Source organism: Parashewanella spongiae, from assembly GCF_004358345.1.
In the GTDB taxonomy this organism is placed as follows: domain Bacteria; phylum Pseudomonadota; class Gammaproteobacteria; order Enterobacterales; family Shewanellaceae; genus Parashewanella; species Parashewanella spongiae.
Window position 1 is genome coordinate 2649195 of the sequence record NZ_CP037952.1, and the last position, 21764, is coordinate 2670958.

20 protein-coding genes and 1 other annotated feature are annotated in these 21764 nt (G+C 37.4%); of the genes, 9 read left to right on the forward strand and 11 right to left on the reverse strand.

Annotation, left to right across the window (positions count from 1 at the left end):
- Positions 1–152: 152 nt before the first annotated feature.
- The gene (locus E2I05_RS10290) at positions 153–419 is read right to left on the reverse strand and encodes a hypothetical protein (RefSeq protein ID WP_121851927.1); all 267 of its coding nucleotides are present in this window, start codon (positions 417–419) and stop codon (positions 153–155) included.
- Between the two features lie 290 nt (positions 420–709).
- Here E2I05_RS10290 and thrS point away from each other — a divergent pair, with 290 nt between their 5' ends.
- The 4 genes from thrS to rplT all read left to right on the forward strand — a co-directional run bounded on the left by thrS (position 710) and on the right by rplT (position 3835).
- Positions 710–2638 (forward strand): threonine--tRNA ligase, encoded by a 1929-nt coding sequence (gene thrS / locus E2I05_RS10295; protein ID WP_121851926.1) that lies wholly within the window; start codon positions 710–712, stop codon positions 2636–2638.
- A gap of 3 nt (positions 2639–2641) precedes the next feature.
- Positions 2642–3184 carry a translation initiation factor IF-3 gene (gene infC, locus E2I05_RS10300; RefSeq protein ID WP_121851925.1) on the forward strand — a complete coding sequence of 181 codons (543 nt, stop codon included), beginning with the start codon at positions 2642–2644 and terminating at the stop codon, positions 3182–3184.
- An 80-nt stretch (positions 3185–3264) separates the two neighbouring features.
- Positions 3265–3459, forward strand: coding sequence for a 50S ribosomal protein L35 (gene rpmI, locus E2I05_RS10305; protein ID WP_012142466.1), 195 nt, complete (start codon positions 3265–3267; stop codon positions 3457–3459).
- 16 nt (positions 3460–3475) lie between these two features.
- Entirely contained in the window at positions 3476–3835 is a 360-nt protein-coding gene (gene rplT / locus E2I05_RS10310; RefSeq protein WP_121851924.1) for a 50S ribosomal protein L20, read from the forward strand.
- Positions 3836–3922: 87 nt separating this feature from the next.
- Here rplT and E2I05_RS10315 read toward each other — a convergent pair whose 3' ends face one another.
- Both E2I05_RS10315 and E2I05_RS10320 read right to left on the reverse strand, forming a co-directional pair.
- Positions 3923–4981, reverse strand: a complete 1059-nt coding sequence (locus tag E2I05_RS10315) for an amidohydrolase family protein (RefSeq protein ID WP_121851923.1) — start codon at positions 4979–4981, stop codon at positions 3923–3925.
- Between the two features lie 144 nt (positions 4982–5125).
- Positions 5126–6625, reverse strand: a complete 1500-nt coding sequence (locus E2I05_RS10320; protein WP_121851922.1) for a methyl-accepting chemotaxis protein — start codon at positions 6623–6625, stop codon at positions 5126–5128.
- Between the two features lie 608 nt (positions 6626–7233).
- On the opposite strand from E2I05_RS10320, the gene pheS reads away from it, so the two are divergent.
- The 4 genes from pheS (at position 7234) to lpxM (ending at position 12147) form a co-directional block, all read left to right on the forward strand.
- Positions 7234–8214 carry a phenylalanine--tRNA ligase subunit alpha gene (gene pheS, locus E2I05_RS10325; RefSeq protein WP_121851921.1) on the forward strand — a complete coding sequence of 327 codons (981 nt, stop codon included), beginning with the start codon at positions 7234–7236 and terminating at the stop codon, positions 8212–8214.
- A 19-nt stretch (positions 8215–8233) separates the two neighbouring features.
- Complete coding sequence (gene pheT, locus E2I05_RS10330; protein WP_121851920.1) at positions 8234–10621, forward strand: phenylalanine--tRNA ligase subunit beta; 2388 nt, start codon at positions 8234–8236, stop codon at positions 10619–10621.
- Between the two features lie 3 nt (positions 10622–10624).
- Positions 10625–10921 carry an integration host factor subunit alpha gene (gene ihfA / locus E2I05_RS10335; protein WP_121851919.1) on the forward strand — a complete coding sequence of 99 codons (297 nt, stop codon included), beginning with the start codon at positions 10625–10627 and terminating at the stop codon, positions 10919–10921.
- 287 nt (positions 10922–11208) lie between these two features.
- Complete coding sequence (gene lpxM, locus E2I05_RS10340; protein ID WP_121851918.1) at positions 11209–12147, forward strand: lauroyl-Kdo(2)-lipid IV(A) myristoyltransferase; 939 nt, start codon at positions 11209–11211, stop codon at positions 12145–12147.
- A 47-nt stretch (positions 12148–12194) separates the two neighbouring features.
- Here lpxM and hisIE read toward each other — a convergent pair whose 3' ends face one another.
- Genes hisIE through hisG form a run of 8 tightly spaced genes read right to left on the reverse strand, consistent with a single transcriptional unit; the run spans position 12195 to position 19372 of the window.
- Complete coding sequence (gene hisIE, locus E2I05_RS10345) at positions 12195–12815, reverse strand: bifunctional phosphoribosyl-AMP cyclohydrolase/phosphoribosyl-ATP diphosphatase HisIE (RefSeq protein ID WP_121851917.1); 621 nt, start codon at positions 12813–12815, stop codon at positions 12195–12197.
- A 4-nt stretch (positions 12816–12819) separates the two neighbouring features.
- Positions 12820–13617 carry an imidazole glycerol phosphate synthase subunit HisF gene (gene hisF / locus E2I05_RS10350; protein ID WP_121851916.1) on the reverse strand — a complete coding sequence of 266 codons (798 nt, stop codon included), beginning with the start codon at positions 13615–13617 and terminating at the stop codon, positions 12820–12822.
- On the reverse strand, positions 13599–14336 hold the full coding sequence (gene hisA, locus E2I05_RS10355; RefSeq protein WP_121851915.1) for a 1-(5-phosphoribosyl)-5-[(5-phosphoribosylamino)methylideneamino]imidazole-4-carboxamide isomerase: 738 nt from the start codon (positions 14334–14336) through the stop codon (positions 13599–13601). The genes hisF and hisA overlap by 19 nt, the downstream gene beginning before the upstream one ends.
- Positions 14333–14986 carry an imidazole glycerol phosphate synthase subunit HisH gene (gene hisH / locus E2I05_RS10360; protein ID WP_121851914.1) on the reverse strand — a complete coding sequence of 218 codons (654 nt, stop codon included), beginning with the start codon at positions 14984–14986 and terminating at the stop codon, positions 14333–14335. The genes hisA and hisH overlap by 4 nt, the downstream gene beginning before the upstream one ends.
- 8 nt (positions 14987–14994) lie before the next feature.
- Entirely contained in the window at positions 14995–16086 is a 1092-nt protein-coding gene (hisB, locus tag E2I05_RS10365; RefSeq protein ID WP_121851913.1) for a bifunctional histidinol-phosphatase/imidazoleglycerol-phosphate dehydratase HisB, read from the reverse strand.
- Positions 16086–17159 carry a histidinol-phosphate transaminase gene (gene hisC / locus E2I05_RS10370; protein ID WP_121851912.1) on the reverse strand — a complete coding sequence of 358 codons (1074 nt, stop codon included), beginning with the start codon at positions 17157–17159 and terminating at the stop codon, positions 16086–16088. Before hisC ends, hisB begins: the two co-directional genes overlap by 1 nt.
- On the reverse strand, positions 17160–18458 hold the full coding sequence (gene hisD, locus E2I05_RS10375) for a histidinol dehydrogenase (RefSeq protein ID WP_121851968.1): 1299 nt from the start codon (positions 18456–18458) through the stop codon (positions 17160–17162).
- An 8-nt stretch (positions 18459–18466) separates the two neighbouring features.
- A complete protein-coding gene (gene hisG / locus E2I05_RS10380; RefSeq protein ID WP_121851911.1) occupies positions 18467–19372 on the reverse strand; it encodes an ATP phosphoribosyltransferase in 906 nt (301 codons plus the stop codon).
- A gap of 56 nt (positions 19373–19428) precedes the next feature.
- Positions 19429–19544 (reverse strand) — a sequence feature (His leader region).
- Between the two features lie 188 nt (positions 19545–19732).
- Between hisG and E2I05_RS10385 the strand changes: the two genes are divergently transcribed.
- Positions 19733–21670, forward strand: a complete 1938-nt coding sequence (locus E2I05_RS10385) for an ATP-dependent DNA helicase (RefSeq protein WP_121851910.1) — start codon at positions 19733–19735, stop codon at positions 21668–21670.
- Positions 21671–21764: the final 94 nt, after the last annotated feature.

Genomic DNA, 21764 nt, shown 5'->3' on the forward strand with positions numbered 1-21764 from the left:
ATACAGAAGTGCTATGTGAGTTAACACACTCATAAATGGACTGAAATTATAATATAAAAAATTATAGGGTAAATGAAAGAAAATTTTTTAAAGTAAAAGCTTAAAAGAAGTCATAATGCAACTAATAAGCTTTTATTTGTTAAATTAAATGCTTATTTCTCATCATTCAGAGGGTGCTGACCATTGTTAATCGATAATGATGAAAAAAGTAGCTGATTTTTAATTAGATATTTCTGAGTAATTGAACCAGAGATATCTATTAACATCGCTTCTTGCTGTTGATTCAATTCCGATTTAATCTCATTCAATAGTGCTTGTTTAGAGTAAATAGAATCGAATGAATTTGTATTTGAGTTACCTATAGCGCTACTGGCACTAACTGCTGCTGTAATGGCGGCAAATACTACTACTTTGTACATCCTATACCTCAGTATTTACTTATATTAATGTGCTTTTGATAAACGAAAATCTATACATTGGAGGTTAAAAGATAGTCGACAAATTCATTATGTCTAATTTTTATTCGCTTTAATTTGTTTCAGGATATTCAGAGATGCTATTGCGTGGTAATGACATAGTCGAGTATTATATTTACCCACAAAAAATGAACTCAATAGACTTTGGTATAGACTATTTTCATTTTTTGTTTCCACACTTAATTTAAACCATGTGGCCCTACGTGTGGGTCACCACTGGGAAAGGATAAATCATGCCTGTAATTACACTTCCTGATGGCAGTAAACGTGAGTTCGCTCAACCTGTTTCAACTTATGACGTAGCAATGGATATCGGTCCTGGATTAGCAAAGGCTTGTATTGCTGGTCGAGTTAATGGCGATTTAAAAGATGCTTGCGACATTATTAATACTGACTCTGAATTATCGATTATCACCGCTAAAGACGATGAAGGTGTCGAAATATTACGTCATTCATGTGCACATCTTCTTGGGCATGCGATTAAGCAACTTTGGCCTGACGCTAAAATGGCCATTGGACCAGTGATTGATAATGGCTTTTACTACGATATCGATCTTGAGCATAAATTAACTCAAGAAGACATTGAAAAATTAGAAAAGCGCATGCTTCAATTAGCTAAGACTAACTATGAAGTAGTCAAAAAAGTTGGTAACTGGCAAACCGCTAGAGACACTTTCGAAGCACGTGGTGAGTCGTATAAAATTGCTATTTTAGATGAAAATATTAGCAAAGATGACTCACCGGCTTTATACCATCATGAAGAGTACGTGGATATGTGTCGTGGCCCACACGTGCCAAGTATGCGTTTTTGTCAAAACTTTAAGCTTATGAGTGTTGCAGGTGCCTATTGGCGTGGTAACTCTGATAACAAGATGCTACAGCGTGTTTATGGTACAGCTTGGGCAGATAAAAAAGCCCTTAAATCTTATTTAAACCGCCTAGAAGAAGCTGCAAAACGTGATCATCGTAAAATAGGCAAGCAGCTTGATTTATATCATATGCAAGAAGAAGCACCTGGCATGGTCTTTTGGCACAATGATGGATGGAGTATATTCTTAGAGCTTGAAAAATTTATCCGTGAAAAAATTAGCGAATACGATTATCAAGAAGTAAAGGGTCCATTGATGATGGATCGTGTGCTTTGGGAGCGCTCTGGGCATTGGGATAAATACGCAGATGCAATGTTTACAACACATAGTGAAGCGCGTGAATATGCGATAAAACCAATGAATTGCCCCGGGCATGTTCAAATTTTTAATCAGGGCTTGAAGTCTTATCGTGATTTGCCACTGCGTATGGCTGAATTTGGTTGTTGTCATCGTAATGAGCCTTCTGGTTCATTGCATGGATTGATGCGCGTTCGTGGTTTTACTCAAGATGATGCTCACGTTTTTTGTACTGAAGATCAGGTACAACAAGAAGTAAGTAATTGTATTGAAATGATCTACGATACCTATTCAACATTTGGATTTAATGAAATTATCGTGAAACTTTCTACCCGCCCTGAAAAACGTATTGGTAATGACGATATGTGGGAACGAGCTGAAGCGGCGTTAGAAAAGGCATTAGTTGCAAATGATATAGTCTACGAAATCCTCGAAGGTGAGGGAGCATTTTATGGCCCTAAGATTGAGTTCACATTACATGATTGTTTAGATCGTGCATGGCAGTGTGGCACAGTTCAATTAGACTACGCTTTACCTTCACGTCTTGGTGCCACATACGTTGCTGAAGATAATAGTCGTCAAACACCAGTCATGATTCACCGAGCAGTGCTCGGTTCTTTAGAGCGTTTCTTGGGTGTATTGATTGAAGAATATGCAGGACGATTCCCAACTTGGTTAGCCCCAGCGCAAGTTGTTGTGATGAATATCACTGATAAGCATGCTGATTACGTTGAAGAAGTTGTAAAAATATTCAAACAGCAAGGAATTCGTGCAGTTAAAGACTTGAGAAATGAAAAGATAGGCTTTAAAATACGTGAGCACACTTTACGTCGTGTACCTTATTTATTGGTTGTTGGTGACCAAGAAATGGAAAATAAGGAAATCGCGGTGCGAACCCGAGACGGAAAAGATTTAGGTAAAATAAAGATTGATGATTTTGCCACAAGAATCCGTGAACAAATTTCGCTCCGTAGTCTCAATTTGTTGGAGGAATAGGTCATAAAGATCAAGCAAGCAGGCGGGCGCAAAGCAGCCCCAAATAGAATCAATGATGAAATTACCGGTGTAACTGAAGTGCGTGTTACTGGTGCAGATGGTGAAGTTCTTGGAATTCTAAATATAAGAGATGCACAGAACATTGCCGATGAAGCATCACTGGATCTTGTTGAAATCAGCCCTAATGCTGAGCCTCCAGTTTGTCGTATAATGGACTACGGTAAGTTTCTTTTTGAGAAAGCAAAAGCTCAAAAAGAACAAAAGAAAAAGCAAAAACAGGTTCAGGTTAAGGAAGTTAAATTCCGTCCTGGCACTGATGAAAACGATTATCAGGTAAAACTACGCAACCTGAATCGTTTTCTTAACGATGGTGACAAAGCGAAAGTTACGCTGCGTTTCCGTGGTCGTGAAATGGCACACCAGAGCATTGGTATGGCTCTATTGAATCGTATCAAAGCAGATTTGGAAGAGATAGCGGTAGTTGAATCTTTTCCAAAGATGGAAGGTCGCCAAGCCGTAATGGTTCTCGCACCTAAAAAGAAATAAGTAAGGCTCTAAAGTAAACGAGATCTGATGGTCTCGTTTCGCCTTGCTATTTATTAACGTCCCAATGCGGAGTTTTAGAAATGCCTAAAATGAAAACAGACAAGGGTGTTGCTAAGCGTTTTAAGAAAACAGCTAATGGTTTCAAGCGCAAACAAGCACATCTACGCCACATCTTGACAAAGAAAAGCACTAAGCGTAAGCGTCATTTACGTGCTAAGTGTCAAGTTGCTAAATCTGACGTACCTGCGATAGCACGTCAATTACCATACGCTTAATTTAGGAGATTAGAAAATGCCAAGAGTTAAGCGTGGTGTAACCGCACATGCTCGTCACAAAAAAGTACTTAAACTGGCTAAAGGTTATTACGGAGCTCGTTCACGTGTTTATCGCGTCGCAGTTCAAGCAGTAACTAAAGCTGGTCAATATGCTTATCGTGACCGTCGTCAGAAGAAACGTCAATTCCGTCAACTCTGGATTGCACGTATCAATGCAGCGTCTCGTCAAAATGGTCTGTCTTACAGCCGTTTCATTAACGGTCTGAAAAAGGCGTCTATCGAAATCGATCGTAAGATTTTGGCAGACATCGCAGTATTCGATAAAGTTGTATTTGCAACGTTAGTTGAAAAAGCGAAAGAAGCTTTAGCTAAGTAATTAGTTATTAACACTTTTGTGGAAGTGGTTTTACTGTTTCCAAACTGCTTTCAAAGCCCTAGTTTACTGGGGCTTTGTTTATTAAAACTACCTAGAACAAATTTTCGGTGCTTCATTTGGAAGTGAATGTAACTCAAAATAATTTTGACCCAATGCAATGTTTCTAAATGCATCATCATCTAAATATTCATTAATCGTACTCACTGTTTCAAGTTCTTGTTGGTAGCTGTCCTTTCTTTTATTATCAGATGCGATAAAGTTAGAACCACTTATAAATCTATGTGAATTTTTATTGATAAACTTAACGTAGGCCTTTCTTTGTTTACTGAAATAGTACTCTTCAATAATTCGCCAAGACATATCTAGAGTTAGATTTTGATATTGATTTAGCATACGTTGTAAAATAGCGATGTGTTCTTTTGGGTTCAGTGTAACCTGCTGATACGATAGTCCTAAATGAGCCCATACAATTTTGTTATCGGGGTATAAATTTAAAACATGTTCAATTAAGTGTAGATATTTAAAATATTCTTCATCGTTACCTAAATCAGAGTGAATTACAATTGGCATGTTTCTATCTTTAAGTAGGTTCATAAATGTTTTCCAGCCAGAAATATCATGTAATGTTGCTGGTTGATGAGAGTTAGACACCAAAGCTTGATTCATTAAATTGACTTCTCCCATTAACTTGAATTGTTTTTTATGTTTCTTATCAAGTTTGTATATTTGGCTAATTATACTTTCTGGGTTGGCAAGATTGGCAAAACTCATCGCGAGTTGAACGCTTACTGAGGTGTTAAGTTGTGTTGAAACGTTATGGGCATTAATGAGATCATTCTTGATGCTTGGCGCAGTAGGGTGGTTGGGGCAGTCTAGATAGTGAATACAAGCATTATCAAAGGTGAATGGCTGACCAATGCCGTAAGCATTTACGAATCGAACTCCGTTTTGCTCAAAAATATCAAGCATATCTTCGAATAATATAGCTTTTCCACCAAAAGGTTGAAAATGAAAATGTGAGTCAACCTGAAGTGTGTACGGCATTGTTGTACGATCAAAACAAGCATCTTTCTCTATAGCAGATGCTAAAAAAGATGAAAATACGCCAAGAGACAGCAAGGATTTACAAATTTTAGGAATTAACATTACACTTATCTCAATAACTTACGGCTTAATTGAGATAAGTGTAGTAAAAGCGTGATGAGTTACTTGGATTTATACTTTTTGTATAATAATGGCGGTGTGACACGCCATTATTATCAGGTATTGAGTAAACTAAATTTATACCAATTACACTTTTAAGCCGACGAGCAGTTGATCTAATTGCTCTGCTGTTGCGTGTAATTCGTCACACCCAGAAACAGCATCGTTTGCTGAAGTTTCCACATCATGGGATTGATTTCTAATGTCCATTAGATTGCTGGCAATGTCATTAGCGACTGCAGATTGCTCTTCTGCAGAAGTCGCAATAAGTACACTCATATCAAGCACTTTATCGCTGTGAACTGCTATGTTCTCAAGATCTTCACCAGTTTTCACCACATGAAGCTTACCTTGTTCGGCTTGTTCAACGGTTCGAGACATAACTTGAGTTAGTGCGCTTGCACCGGACTGTAGTGATTCTATCATGGTCTTAATTTCAACAGTTGCGTGTTGTGTACGGCCAGCAAGTGTTCGTACTTCATCAGCAACGACTGCGAAACCACGTCCTTGTTCACCAGCACGTGCAGCTTCAATCGCAGCATTTAACGCTAGTAGATTGGTTTGTTCAGATATGGCATTGATTGTTGTAACAACCTCATCAATTCTGGAGGCATTGTCATTAAGTTGATTAACTGCATCAGATGCGTTGGAAATATCATTCGCTAACGTTCCAATAGCTCTAACTGTTGTATCTATGTCTTTAGAACCGTTATTAACTTGGTTATTGGCTTCTTGAGTTTCTGTTGAAGATTGTTCAGCATTGCGTGACACTTCTTTAACTGCCGCGGTCATTTCTTCCATTGCTGTAGCAAGAGAGTCTAGATGTTGTCGTTGATTTACTGCAAGAGATTGGCCTTGTTGGGCATTATTTCGAAACTCAGCAACCACAGTACGTATTTGTGTAGTTGCATTAACAACTTGCTTTACTAATTGATGTTGGCGATCTACTAATGTATCAATGCTAATAGCAAGGGTACTAAATTCATCTTTGACTAAAAAGAAGTTTAATCTACTTGTAAGATCTCCGTCAGCCGCTTGTTTAAGAGCTTGCACGGTTGTATACAAAGCACCGCGGATGAATGTTGAAACATAATAAACACTAATGATGACGAGTATAATTAATGCCGATGTAACCCCGTAACTAAAAATAGAAAGCTCAGAAGATTCATTTGTAGTAATAGAATTTTGCTTTAGAGTTTGAATAGTAACATTATTGCTTGGTGACACTGAACTGATAACTTGAGAAGCAATAACACCACCACCATCAAGTGCTACTTGTTGTTGCTTGAGTGGAAGTTCTGATAATGGCCTGACTTGAAGCTCGGGCGAAAGGTTTGCGATAAAAGTTTGTTGCTTACTACCTGGTATAAATTCTAATGCTTTATCAATAAGAATATTGTGTTGAGAAACATTTGCAATTGAACTTGATAGTCGTGTTGTTTTTGAGATATCTGTATATTTTTGATTCAACAAAAATGATAAAAATAATAATGTGAAAATTGAAATACAAGCCAAAATAATAAATTTTGCACGTATAGTTGTTTGGATTAAGTACTTATCTATCCAGCGGAATTTTACTTCTTTCATAATTATTTTTAATACCTTAGCGACTTTTTTATAATACACAAATCAACAGAATCAACACGAACATAAAAAATATCAATCTGAATAGTTCCAAATTGATATTTAGTTTGTTCAGAACTGAACATTTATCTCGATAACACTTTATGGTTATTTTGAGAGGTTCAGACAAATTATGGCAATTTGAGCAGAGCGACCCCAATATTCATTCGAAAGTAAATATCGGCTTTTATCTTGTTAACTTAATAGTTGTTTCATAAATTAGAGCAAAAAAAATGGTTGTTGCTTTTATGTTGTATCTATTTTACAGCTCTTGTAACTCGTTAGCTACTTTATGTTAGAATAAAATACTATTAAATGATTTAAATGTGACATTAAAGCCAAAACCAATCTCTTCGTGTAAAATGTGCTCTAGTTTGATTACGCTTCAGATTTTATTCAAAAAACTTTAATTACAGCTAGTCATAAACGCTAGTTTCACGTAAAATTTCCGTCTTTTTATTCGTATAATTGAGTGGCTAAGTTTAATAAGATGCTTTATTGAACTGGGGTCGGTCATTTATAGTATTTGCTAGATAATGAACATGCTGTTTCAGTATGCAGTGGAATATGAAATGCAACAACTTACAGACATTGTATCTAAAGCTCTAGAAGTCATAGAGCAGACCAGTGATTTAAAAGCACTGGATGATATCCGGGTTGATTACCTTGGTAAGAAGGGACAGATTACCGCAATGATGCGGATGATGGCGACGTTAAGTCCAGAAGAAAAGCCCGCTTTTGGTCAATCAGTGAATGATGCTAAACAAGCTGTTCAAGCTAGCTTAAGTAAGAAAATTAATGACATTAAAAATAAGCTTCTTGAAGAAAGCTTAAAGGCTGACAAAATTGATGTCACATTACCCGGTAGAACAATAGAAAACGGCGGGTTACATCCAGTCACTCGGACTATTGAACGTATAGAAGACTTTTTTGGTGAATTAGGGTTTAGTGTTAAGAAAGGTCCTGAAATAGAAGACGATTTCCATAATTTTGATGCGTTGAATATTCCTGCGCACCACCCAGCTAGAGCAGACCACGATACGTTTTATTTCAACCCAAAGTTAGTATTAAGAACTCAAACTTCGGGTGTTCAAATTCGTACCATGGAAAAAGAGCAGCCACCGCTCAGAATTATTTCTCCTGGTCGCGTATATCGTAATGACTACGATCAAACACATACCCCCATGTTTCATCAAGTTGAAGGCTTAATGGTGGCTGAGAATGTTAACTTTTCTGAGTTAAAAGGCATTCTTCATGACTTTTTACGAAACTTCTTTGAAGAAGATCTTGAAGTACGTTTCCGACCTTCATATTTTCCTTTTACAGAACCTTCTGCTGAAGTTGATGTAAAAGGTAAAAATGGTTGGTTAGAAGTACTTGGCTGCGGAATGGTTCACCCGAACGTATTAAAAAGTGTAGGTTTTGATCCTGAAAAGTATTCTGGATTTGCTTTTGGTATGGGAGTTGAGCGTTTAACAATGCTGCGTTATGGCGTTAATGATTTACGTTCATTCTTTGAAAATGACTTGCGCTTTCTTAAGCAATTTAAATAAAAACGGAGCAAATTGAAAAATGAAGTTTAGTGAATCATGGCTCCGTGAGTGGGTTAATCCTTCTATCAGCCGTCAAGAACTATCAGACCAACTTACTATGGCAGGACTTGAAGTTGACGCAGTTGATGCTGTTGCTAAAGAGTTTAATGGTGTTGTTGTTGGCCATGTAGTTGAATGTGGACAGCACCCCGATGCAGATAAACTACAAGTAACTAAAATTGATGTTGGTGCTGAAGAGCTTCTCGATATCGTTTGTGGTGCAGCTAATTGTCGTCAAGGAATAAAAGTTGCTGTAGCTGTTGTTGGTGCTGTATTGCCCGGTGATTTCAAAATCAAAAAGGCAAAACTACGCGGTCAACCTTCTTTTGGGATGCTTTGCTCCTACTCAGAATTAGGTATCGATATTGAAAGCGATGGTATTATGGAGTTGCCATCTGATGCTGTTATCGGTACAGATATTCGTAAATTATTACAACTCGATGATGTAACAATTGATGTCGACTTAACCGCTAATCGTGCTGATTGTTTAGGAATCGCTGGCTTAGCCCGTGAAGTCGCAGTGCTCAATCGAATGAATGCCTTTGAGCCATCTTGGAATTCTGTTGAAGCCACTATTGAAGATAAAGTTAACGTTAAGTTAATCGAGCCAAAAGCTTGCCCAAGATATCTTTCAAGAGTCATTAAAGGGATTGATGTATCCGCTAAAACTCCACTTTGGATGCAAGAAAAGCTACGTCGCAGTGGTGTGCGTTCAATTGATCCAATCGTAGATGTAACGAATTTCGTTTTACTCGAGTATGGTCAACCTATGCATGCATTTGATGCTGCAAAAGTATCAGGTGATATTCAAGTTCGTTTCGGTACAGGCAAAGAAAAACTTATGTTACTGGATGGAAATGAGATTACCGTTCCAAGTGATACTTTAGTCATTGCAGATGATTCTGGCTCTATTGCCCTTGCTGGTATTTTTGGTGGTGAGGCAACGGGCGTAACTTCACAGACAAAAGACATTATTCTTGAATGTGCATTTTTCTCAAGATTGTCAGTTATGGGCAAGGCACGCCAACTTGGGCTACACACAGATGCCTCGCACCGTTTTGAACGTGGTGTTGATCCAGAAATCCAATATAAAGTTATGGACCGTGCTAGCCGCCTTATTCTCGATATTTGTGGTGGGCAGGCCGGTGAAGTAGTAGAAAGTGCTGAACTTTCGCTGTTACCGCAGTCAATTAATTTGTCACTGCGTCGTACAAAATTAGATTCAACACTCGGTCATTATGTATCTGATACAGATGTTGTTGAAATCTTAGAAAAATTAGGTTTTGATGTTGTTATAAATCCGAAAGGGTGGGATGTAGTAACTCGTACATACCGTTTTGATATGGCAATTGAAGAAGACTTAATCGAAGAAATTGCACGTATTTATGGATATAACAATATTCCCAATACGGCACCTCGTGCTGATTTGATCATGTCAGATCATAAAGAGAGCAATTTATCACTTCGCAAAGTGAGACAAACGTTTGTAGCTCGAGGCTATCATGAAGCAATAACTTATAGTTTTGTTGATCCAAAACTACAAGAGCTAATTCACCCAGAGCAAAAATCAATGGTATTACCTCACCCTATTTCTAGCGAAATGTCGGTAATGCGATTGTCTATGTTTACAGGGTTACTAACTACTGTTGCTCATAATCAAAAGCGTCAGCAAGGTAGAGTTCGTTTATTCGAGACAGGGCTGCGCTTTGTACCTGATGAAACTGCAGAGTCCGGTGTTAGACAGCAAGAAATGCTTGGTGCTGTAATTACTGGTATGACTTCGGACGAACATTGGTCTATTGAAGCTAAAACTGTTGATTTCTTCGACCTTAAAGGTGATTTAGAAGCTATTATTGGCTTGACAGCAGCTGATTCTGAATTTACTTTTAGACCTTCACAGCACGATGCTCTTCATCCGGGGCAATCTGCTGAAATATTAAGAAATGATCGAGTAATTGGATTTATTGGTACTGTTCATCCAAACCTTGAAAAACCGTTTGGACTTAATGGTAGAACCATTGTCTTTGAAGTGGAGTTAGAAGCCTTATTACAGATTGAGCTTCCTTCTGCTCAAACTGTTTCAAAGTTTCCTGCTAATAGACGAGATATTGCTGTAGTCATTGATGAAACAATTTCTGCTGATAATGTCATAGATTCAATAAGAAAAGTTGGCGATAATCAGTTGGTTGGCGTAAACTTGTTCGATGTATACCAAGGCAAAGGTGTAGAAGCTGGCAAAAAGAGCTTAGCAATTGCACTAACATTACAAGACACTACTCGTACACTGGAAGAAAAAGAAATTACTGAGCAAGTTAACTCTATAGTTTCTGTTCTTAAGACTGAGTTCAACGCATCGTTGAGGGATTAAAGTATGGCACTTACCAAAGCCGAAATGGCAGAACATCTTTTTGAAAAGCTAGGAATCAACAAACGATTAGCAAAAGAGATGGTAGAGCACTTTTTTGAAGAAGTTCGCAGTGCTCTAGAACGTGGTGAGCAAGTCAAGCTATCTGGCTTTGGCAATTTTGACCTTAGGGATAAGAATCAAAGACCGGGAAGGAATCCGAAAACCGGCGAAGATATACCTATTTCGGCACGTCGTGTCGTAACATTTCGTCCAGGACAAAAATTAAAAGTTCGTGTTGAGGAAGCCAACGCAAAAGGATAATTTTTGTTTCAATCATAAAGGCCACTCAAATGAGTGGCCTTTTTTTATATGTAATAACGAAAAACTTTAGAATAATACCAATTACTGTAATTGGTATAACTTTCCTTATGCAAAAATATTCGTTGATCATTCATGGGAGAAATAAGATATAATCAAATCGTTTTCACATTTCATTTACGACTTGGTAATTTTTTTACCATTTGGTTATTTGTTTTTAGTGTAATAAACAATAACGATAATAAGGCATTAAAGCTTGAGCCTTGTGAAAAACGTAAGAGGAAGATCTTTTGTCAGGAAGAACCAAAAAGTTTTGTTGTAAATTCCATCGAGGTTTACTTCACCCTAAACTATGGCTGTCTTGGGTTGGCGTATTCATTTTATTTTTATTTGGTTTGCTCCCAGTAAAAGTTAGAGCGCCCTTAGCTTGTTTATTCGCTAAGTTTGTTAAGATGATAGCCAAAAGACCACTGCGTATCGCAAGAGCAAATCTAGCTGCATGTTTTCCAGAAAAGTCTGAACATGAAATAGACGAATTGTTAAAAGAAAATGTAAGTCATTTTGTTATGACTATGTTGGCGCAAGCTGAGCTTTTATGTTGTTCTGAGAAAAAATTAAAGCAAAGAGTGAAGTTGAGTGGTGCCGAGCATATTGCTAAAGCAAGAATGAATGGTAAACCTATTATATTTATTCTGCCTCATGTTTGGGGAGTAGAGTATGCAGGGCTTAGATTAAATCTCGAACTGCCAATGGTTGCAATGGCAAAGGCTCATAGAAATGAACTATTTAATTGGTTTAGCATTCGACTTAGAAGCAGTCGTGGTGGTGATGTTTATAAACGAGAAGCGGGTATAAGAACTTTAGTTGGTGAGTTAAAGAAGGGGAATAGCTTTTTTTATTTACCTGATGAGGATTTAGGTTCTAAAAAAAGTGTTTTCGCACCATTTTTTGCGACCGTCAAGGCTACATTGCCTGTTGTTGGTCGATTAGCTCATGCAGGTAATGCAGAAGTTTTACCTGTGGCAATGGGTTATAACTGTGAATCGCATCAGTTTGAATTGACTGTGAAAGAAGCATGTTGTCTTAATAGTGTTGAATGTAAAGAGAGTGAAGCGCTTGTGCTTAATAAAATGATTGAAGAGACGATTAAAGAGCACCCTGAGCAATATATGTGGTTTCTTAAAGTATTAAAAACTAGACCAGATGGCTTTAAGTCGGTGTATTTATAATTTTTAAGGAACGATGAGGGAGTGAATCATTATCACTCCCTCAGTGTTTATTTTTTTATATGCCTTTCAGATAGACATGCAATAATTTTTTCGTAAGACACATTTTGATTTTCTAATAATACCAGTAAGTGAAACAGTAAATCTGCAGACTCATTAGTAAGCTCATCATTGTCGTTCACTGCTGCAGCGAGTGCCGTTTCCACCCCTTCCTCTCCAACTTTTTGAGCAATTCTTTTAGTACCTGCTTTGAATAGTGACTGAGTATAACTACTTGATTCAGGTTCTTGTTTGCGTTGTGCGATTAAATGAATAAGGTTTTGTAGAAAATGATCCGTTCCAATTTCGTTCCAACAACTCGTTGTACCCTTATGGCAAGTCGGTCCTTGTGGAATGGCTTGAACAAGCAGAGTATCAGAGTCGCAATCCGCACTTATTGAAATCAAGCTTAACCAATTGTTCGAGCTTTCACCTTTTGTCCATAACCTTTGTTTACTACGACTGTAAAAAGTAACTTTTGAATTTATTTGGCTTCGGTGAATTGCCGTTTTGTTCATGTATCCAAGCATGAGTACTTGACCAGTATGATAATGCTGAACAATAGCAGGGATTAGACCATTTTGCTTTTCCCAAGCCAATTCTTCTATTTGGGTATCGGATAATTTTGTCATTCGTTCAACCTATCTGTGGTAGTTTATGCAATTGTCTTACGCAAATTTCATTATTATTAAGTTCAGCTTTCAAATGATCTATTTCTATCATGTTTTTATGAAATACAGTGGCTGCCAAGGCACCATCAACATTTGAATGTTGAAATACGTCGATAAAATGTTGGATTCTCCCAGCCCCGCCAGATGCAATTAATGGAACATCACAAATTGATCGAATTTGTTTTAATTGATCTATGTCGAAACCTGAGCGAACTCCATCTTGGTTCATCGCATTAAGCACAATCTCGCCGCATCCCAATTGCTGTACTTTTTCAACCCAGTCAAAAGTTGACCATTGAGTGAACTGTGATGTTTTTACATCTCCGGTTAAGTGTTTAACCTTGTAAGTGTTTGTTTCTTTATCATGGTATGAGTCTATGCCTACAACAATACACTGTCTCCCAAACTGATCTTGAAGTCGGGTGATGAGTGATGGTTCAGCAAGGGCGGGGGAGTTAATTGATATTTTATCAGCACCGCATTGGAGGATTTCTTTCGCTTGTTCAGCGGATTTAATTCCCCCTGCAACACAAAATGGAATATCAATTTGCTCAGCTACCTGATTAACCCACATTTTACTTACAGTAGAGCCAGAGGTGCTGGCAGAAATATCATAAAAAACGAGTTCATCAGCACCTTCATTAGCATAACGTTTAGCAAGTTCAACGATATTGCCAACAATTTCATGATTTTTAAATTGAATGCCTTTTACAACTTGTCCATTTTTAACATCCAGACATGGAATTATGCGTTTTGCCAGCATTGGATAGCCTCTTTAGTGGTAAATTTATTTTCAAGCAAGGCTTTACCTATAATGAGGCTAGTCGCCCCCGATGAACGAGTATGTTTTACATCACAAATATTGCCAACACCTCCAGATGCTTGCCATTGTATGCAGGGGTAATGTTTAGAAAGTTCTGAATATAAAGTGAAGTTTGGACCTTTAGCAGTTCCATCTCTACTTATATCAGTGACAAGACAGTGGGTAAGATCTGCTCCACTTAATTGATCTGCGATTTCTTCAATCCGTGTATTAGAGGCTTGTTGCCAGCCTGAAACAGCAAGCATCTTATTACCATTTAGATCAATGTTAGTGTCTAGTGCAACGCAAATAGATTCAGGGCCAAATTCTTTCAACCAATTAGCCACTTCATTAGGTTTTTTGACCGCTAATGAGCCAATTACAACGCGTTTAACTCCGGAATTAAGCAGATCTTCTACTTGTTGTTTTGTTCTCACCCCTCCACCAACTTGAATGTTGGCAGAAAGCTGACTTGTCAGTCTGTTTATCAAAGTTAATTGCCGTTTATTTGGATCTTTAGCCCCTGTTAAATCAACAAGATGTAACCATTTAGCACCTTGGTTTTCATATAAAGACAACTGTTGTAAGGGATCAATTTCAAAATTTGTTTGTTTAGAATAATCACCTTGAAAAAGTCTGACTACTTGTCCATCAATAAGGTCTATAGCTGGTATTATCATGAAGCCATCTCATCTTCTTCTTTCATCTCAAGAAAGTTAGCCAAAATTTGCGACCCAATTGCACCACTTTTTTCGGGGTGAAATTGCAAGCCAATAAAGTTTTTATTTACGATTGCTGCACTAAATGTTTCACCATAGTCACAATTGGCAATGGTGTATTCACTTATGGGTACATTGAATCCATGTACGAAATATACGTATTCCCCATCAGTTAAGTTTTTAAAAATGGGGTGTAAACATGTTGGGTTAAATTTATTCCAACCCATGTGGGGCAAAGGTAACCTAGTTTGTATAAACGAATTAACCGTCGTTGGGATACATCCTAAACAATTTATCGTGTCAGTAGATGTAGATTCTTCCGATTCGTTGGTCAATAGCTGCATGCCCAAACAAATGCCTAATACGGGCTGTTTTAATGTAGGAATTAAATTAGCCAGCTGTTTTTTAGACAGTGATGCCATTCCACTGTGGGCACTACCAACACCCGGTAGAATAACCCTCGCAGCTTGCTGAATAACATCTGAGTCTGAACTGATTGCTACATGCTTAGTAAGGCGCTTCATTGCATTATATACCGAAGTTAAGTTACACACTCCTGTATCAATAATAACAGTCATATCATTAGCTGAATGGTCTATTGATGTTGTCATACGAGTTCCTATAACATTCCTTTGGAAGAAGGTAGCGCATCACTTTCTTTTTTGATCGCTTGTCTCAATGAACGCCCTAGCGATTTAAATAATGCTTCAACAATATGATGTTCATTATTTCCTACTGATGAAATATGCAAAGTACACGCAAGTCCGTCAGCAAATGATTTAAAGAAGTGCGGGATCATCTCAGTTGATAAGGTTCCGATGGTTTCTCGATTAAGTTCTGCTTGGTATTTACAATAAGCACGGCCAGAGAGATCAATAAGACACTCACCACGAGTTTCATCCATGGGCAAAGTGAATCCAAAACGAGCTATCCCTTTTTTGTCACCCAGTGCTTGTTTTATCGCTTGCCCTAATGTTATCGCGGTATCTTCAATGGTGTGATGATCATCAATGTGTAAATCACCACTAACGCTCAAGTTAAGTTTAAATCCACCGTGAGTAGATATTTGCTCTAGCATGTGGTCAAAAAAACCAATTCCAGTATTTATCTGTCCCTGATCAGCACTATCTAAATCAACTTCAACACTTATTTGTGTTTCACTCGTGTTACGGCATATTTTTGCATGCCGTGTATACTTTGTTAATTGCTCAACGATTGTAGACCAATTCAATTTTTTAGGATTGTATTGAATGCCTTTAATGCCCATAGCATCAGCAAGTTCAATATCAGTAGCGCGATCTCCAATCACAGCTGAAGAAGTGAAATCGATACTTCCACTGGTTAGATAAGGCTTTACTAGTCCCAATTTAGGCTTGCGGCAGCTGCAATTATCACTATCAAAATGAGGACAGATGAGTACATCATCGAATGTGACACCTTGGCTTTCAAAAATATTCATCATAAAGTTATGTGTGTTTTCGAAATCTTGCTTGGGAAAGGAATCGGTACCTAAACCATCTTGGTTGGAGACCATAACCAACTGGTAACCTTGTTCCTTTAGCTTTAGTAAAGCTGAGATCACTTCTGGTTCAAGCTTTACCTTACTAATCTTGTCCAGTTGCTTATCGATAGGTGGCTCTTCTACCAGAGTGCCATCTCTATCGATAAAGAGAATTTTGGAATTTTTTAATAGTTTTTTTTGAGTGTTCATTAACCCTTTATCCCTTCAAATATTTTAATGACTGATTCTATTTCTTGCGAATTTCCAATGCTAAATCGAATGGCGTTGAGTAGATTTTTAGACTGATATCGACGTGCATTAATGCCTTTATTGGCTAATCGAGTCCAAATATCATCGGGATCAGAAAATTCAGCGAAAATAAAGTTGGTATAACTATTAAGCACTTTCGCACCTGAAACGATAAGTACGTTGGTGAGTTCAGTTTTGAGTGCTAACAATTGTGCAACTTGCGACTGCATTATTTCTATTCCTGACTTTGATAAAGACTGGATCGCTATTTGTTCAATAGGAGTTGGTATAGGGTAAGGAGCTATGATTCGATTAACTTGTTGTACGATATTTTCAGATGCGATTAGAAAGCCACAACGAGCCCCAGCTAATGCGAAAGCTTTTGAAAGCGTTCTTAAAATTACTAAATTAGGATATCTATCAAGTAATCTAATTGATGAATAGGCAGAAGCAAACTCGATATATGCTTCATCAATGACAACCAGTGAATTTGGCAGTTTATTGAGCAAAGATTCAATTTCATCTATCTCAATCACTGTACCCGTCGGATTATTTGGATTGCAAACGAAGATTAGTTTGGATGTTTTCGCTAATGAAATATTCTCAGGAAGAGTAAAATCATTGTTGAATGCTATTTCATTAGCCTGAACGGCATTGGCCTGAGCTGAAATGTTATACATTCCATAGCTAGGCCCAAAATAGGAAATACTATCAATGCTTGGTTGGCAAAAACTGCGTATTAATAATTCAATTGCCTCATCAGCACCACGACAACACAGTAATTGATCGGCTTCAACATTAGCATAAGCAGCATAAGCTTCTATAAGTTGTTGCGGCTGTGGCTCAGGATAGCGGTTAATGCCATTTAAATCGATTGTGTTCGTTGCGAAGTTACTAAAAGGAGATTCATTAGCGTTAATCCAGATGTTTCCTTCACCACCAATGCGTCTAGCGCTTTGATAAGTCGAAATGTCCTTAATGTCATCTCGAAATAAGTCTTCTGCTAATTGTTTTTTACTATTAGATTCTGGCATTTACCTATTCTCCTCGATGAAACGTTTTCTAACTTCAATTGCATTAGCATGTCCGTCTAATTGCTCATTCATCGCGAGAGTGATTACAGAGTTGCTTAAACTCATTAAGGCATCAGAAGTCAGTGATTGAACAGTAAATTTTCTCTGAAAATCCGAGAGAGTAAGGCTTGATACCGAACGTGAATAACCATAAGTTGGCAAAACATGATTGGTACCACTCGCATAGTCGCCCACAGCTTCTGGGCTAAATTTACCAAGAAAGACCGAACCTGCGGCTCTTACTTGTTTTAAATGCTCACGTGGTGATTCTGTTTGGATGATCAAATGCTCAGGTGCATAATGATTTGATAAATTAATGGCTTCTTTAATTGAATCAACAATAATCACTCGGCTATTGTATAATGCTTTTTTTGCAATTTTTTGTCGGCTTAAATTAGCTAATTGTGTATTAATTGAATCAACAACATCTAAAGCCAGTTTTTCTGAATGAGTAATAAGAATGGCTTGAGAATCCTCGCCATGTTCAGCTTGCGATAACAAATCTGCAGCGATAAACGATGGGTTCGCATCTTCATCAGCGATAACCAATACCTCAGAAGGACCTGCTGGCATGTCTATCGTTGTGGTTATTTGGTCATCAAAAGCAACGATACTTTTAGCAGCTGTTACGTATCGATTTCCCGGACCAAAAATTTTATCTACAGGCTTAATGGTGTTTGTCCCATAAGCAAGCGCAGCGATGGCTTGCACTCCACCTATTTGATAAATCTCATTAATGCCGCAAACATTAGCAATGTGTAGTATTGCAGGATGAATCGGAGGAGGGCTCATCAATACTATTCTTTCACATTTTGCTATATGTGCTGGAATCGCCAACATTAATGCTGTTGAAATGAGTGGTGCGCTTCCACTTGGAATATATAAACCTACAGAGTTTATCGCTTCTGTGCGCAGTTCACAGCTAATGCCTGTTTGTGTTTCTAATTTGATAGACTGTTGAAGCTGCGCAGTATGAAAGGTGTTGATATTTGAGTAAGCAACTTGAATAGCATCAATTAGGTTGTTATCAAGCAAACGACTGGCATTTTTCAATTCATCATTACAAACTTTGAAGTTTTCGATATCGAGGTTATCGTATTTTTTTGTCAGCTCGTTAACGGCTTTGTCACCATTCTTTTTGACAATATCAACAAGCTGTTGAACTTGAGTCGATACATCTGTATCCATTACTAAGTCGGCTCGTGAGAGTGCTTTGAGCTGTTCTGATGCTGTCAATTTGCTCCAACGAAGGATATCCATCATTTTGTTCACTCCATCATTTTTTCGATGGGGAGAATAAGTATAGAGCTCGCTCCCAGTTGCTTGAGTTGCTCCATAGTGTCCCAAAAGACATCTTCACGGCTAACAGCGTGAATGGCGACCATATTTCCTATATCACCTGAACTACTTAAGGGTAAGATAGTTGGGTTTTCAGCTCCCGGTAATAAGTTTATTACTGACTGAATATTATCTTTAGGTGCGTGAAGCATAATGTACTTACTTTCTTTTGCTTGAATAACACCATTTACCCGAGACATGATGGTGTCTATAAGTAATTGCTTTTCATCGGGTTGTGTAGCAGGGGATTGAATGATGCAAGCTTTTGACTTAAAAATTATTTCTGTTTCTTTTAAACCATTAGCTTCTAAAGTAGCACCTGTTGAAACTAAGTCACAAATAGCATCTGCAAGCCCAGCTCTTGGTGCGACTTCTACCGATCCTTTTAAAATACAATCTTGATAAGCAATGTCTTTGTTTTGCATAAACTGCTTGAGTAAATTGGGATAAGTTGTAGCAATACGGAGATTTGATAAAGAATTGGGTTGTTGATAATCAAACTCCGCAGGAACCGCGAGCGAAAGCCGACAATAACCGAAATCTAATTGGCGGATTTTAGTATAACTCGCTGGTTTATTGTAAATCTGTCTCTCTAGTTGCTCTTCGACTAAAACATTTTCACCTACGATACCAATATCCACGACACCATCCATCACTAATCCGGGAATATCATCATCACGAACACGTAGAATATCAATAGGCAGATTGTCTGAATGAACAATCAAACGCTGCTCATTAATGTTGAACTTTATCCCGCAGGTTTTGAGTAATTTTTGGGATTCGATTGCTAGTCGACCTGATTTTTGTAGTGCAACTCTAAGTCTATTCGATGTCATGGATGTGTCCTGTTAATTTGAAACGCTAAAGCCTAAATAAATAATTTTGCTCTGAAACTAAAAAACCCCTGAATTCCTTCAGGGGTTTGTTTTCAACTTAAACAGTCCACCAGAAGGAATCGTCCTTCGGCAGAGTACAACCGAAGACTAATTCATATGATGATGATGCTGATGAGTAGTGTTAAGTTGTACTTTCATGTTTTTGCCTTGTTGATAAGTTTTATTCAATTTGATTACTTTTTAGTCTTACTGATTTTAAATATTTATGCAAGATAAAAAATGAAAAAAATATATTAGTTTATGAAATAAAGCCAATGTTTAATAATAGGTAGATAACACTTCTCTATTTTTAGATATTTAATGAAAAATTTGATTGGTCAAGTAGTAGAAATTTTTACGGAAAACGGCTCTCTTTCAAAAGGGCTAAAGCACTTTAAATTTCGATCAGGTCAACGTGACATGGCTGAATTAGTCGCCGAAAGTATTTCTAAAAAGCACAAGCTAGTCATCGAGGCCGGTACAGGTATTGGTAAGAGTTATGCGTATTTAATACCAGCCGTGCTGAGCGGGAAAAAAGTCATTATTAGTACTGCAACCAAAAACTTACAAAAACAATTATTTGATAAAGATTTACCGTTTACGAAAAAATTCCTTAATAAAGATATTAAAGTTGCCATTTTAAAAGGTATTAGTAACTATCTTTGTCATTTTAAATTAGAGCAAGAAATAACCGAAACGACTTGTCATTCAGAATCTGTGCTTGACGAATTTCTACGGATAAAACAATGGTCTCTCCATACAATTGATGGAGATTTAGATAATTTATCGACTGTGTCAGAACAATCGATTGCAATCGAAAAAGTGAGAACTAATCTATATGATTGTATTGGTGAACATTGTCATTATTATCAAAATTGCTTTAGTCGGAAAGCTAAAACTAAAGCTGAAGAATCTAATATCTTAATCACCAATCATCATCTTTTATTTTCAAAGGTTCAATCTAATTTTTTAAGTGGCAGCGGGGTAATTGGTGAAGCTGAAGTTGTTATTTTTGATGAAGCACATTCGCTGCCAGAGACAATAAGCGTAATGTGTGGAGAGCGTATATCAGAGAAACAAATAGACACAGTGATTACGAACTTATTTGATTGTTATCGTGAGCATATTGGTGATAGCCAAATTTTCGAACAAGCCTTAGCTAAAATGAATTTATCCTACATGCATTGGAAAAAGTGTTTCATGTCCAATTACAGCGGGAAAGTGATAGTAAATTCAGTGCTGACACACAAAGAACGCGCGGTATTACTCTGGGAATGGGTTGATAACTGTACCAAGTTTATTGGCATATTACGCTCATTATCGGGGAGATCAGAAGAGTTTGATATTCGCATATCATCAGCCGTGATATTACTCGAAAGTTTAGTCAGCGTGCTGAAAAGTTCTGATGCCGAGATTGTGAATTTTTTTGATAACACTAATAATTTTGTAACATTTAATAGCGCTTTACTGTCAGTTAAGGGAAAGTTTAAGCAATACTTTAATGAAGGAGTGAGTTGTATTTTTACATCCGCAACACTCTCATATAATAAGAGTTTAGATGAATTTTCTTCACGTTTAGGCTTGTCATCATGTAAAAGTACAATTATTGAAAGTCCATTCAATTTTTTTGCTCAAACTATGTTATATGTCCCAAGGTACAATAATGAATACACTCATAAACGAGAGAACTCCACTCAAATAACTTCCAACGCATTGCTTGGTATTTGCATTGAACTTATAAAGATTAATCAAGGAAGAACTTTTATTCTCTGTACGAGTCATAACACCGTTAAGCATCTTGCATCCTTGCTAAGGAATAAAATAGAGTTCCCTTTGTTGGTGCAAGGGCAAGCAGGAAAAGACACACTGTTAAGTAAATATAAAGTGTTAGGGAACGCAGTTTTAATTGGCACTTATAGTTTCTGGGAAGGTGTTGATATAAAAGGCCGTTTACTCAGCAATATTATCATTGAAAAATTACCTTTCGCTTCACCGGAAGAGTTTTTTACAAAATTCAGATCAGCCAGAGCTGCTGAAAATGGTGAAGATCCTTTCATAGAAACGGTATTACCTCAAGCCACTCTAAAACTAAAACAAGGTATTGGGCGTTTAATTCGTCATGAAAACGATAAAGGGCTCATAACGATATTTGATGAGAGAATTGTGACTCACGATTATGGTAAAAATTTCTTACTGTCCATTCCTGAAATGAACAAAACACGATCCCATTCCCGAGCGATCGAATTTTTAGGCAAATAAAGGAGTTTTGTCGATAATTCACCCTGAACTTGAGATAATTTAGCCTTAATCAACTACTCATAGAGTAAATCGTTAAGGTTTTTCGGTTAATTCG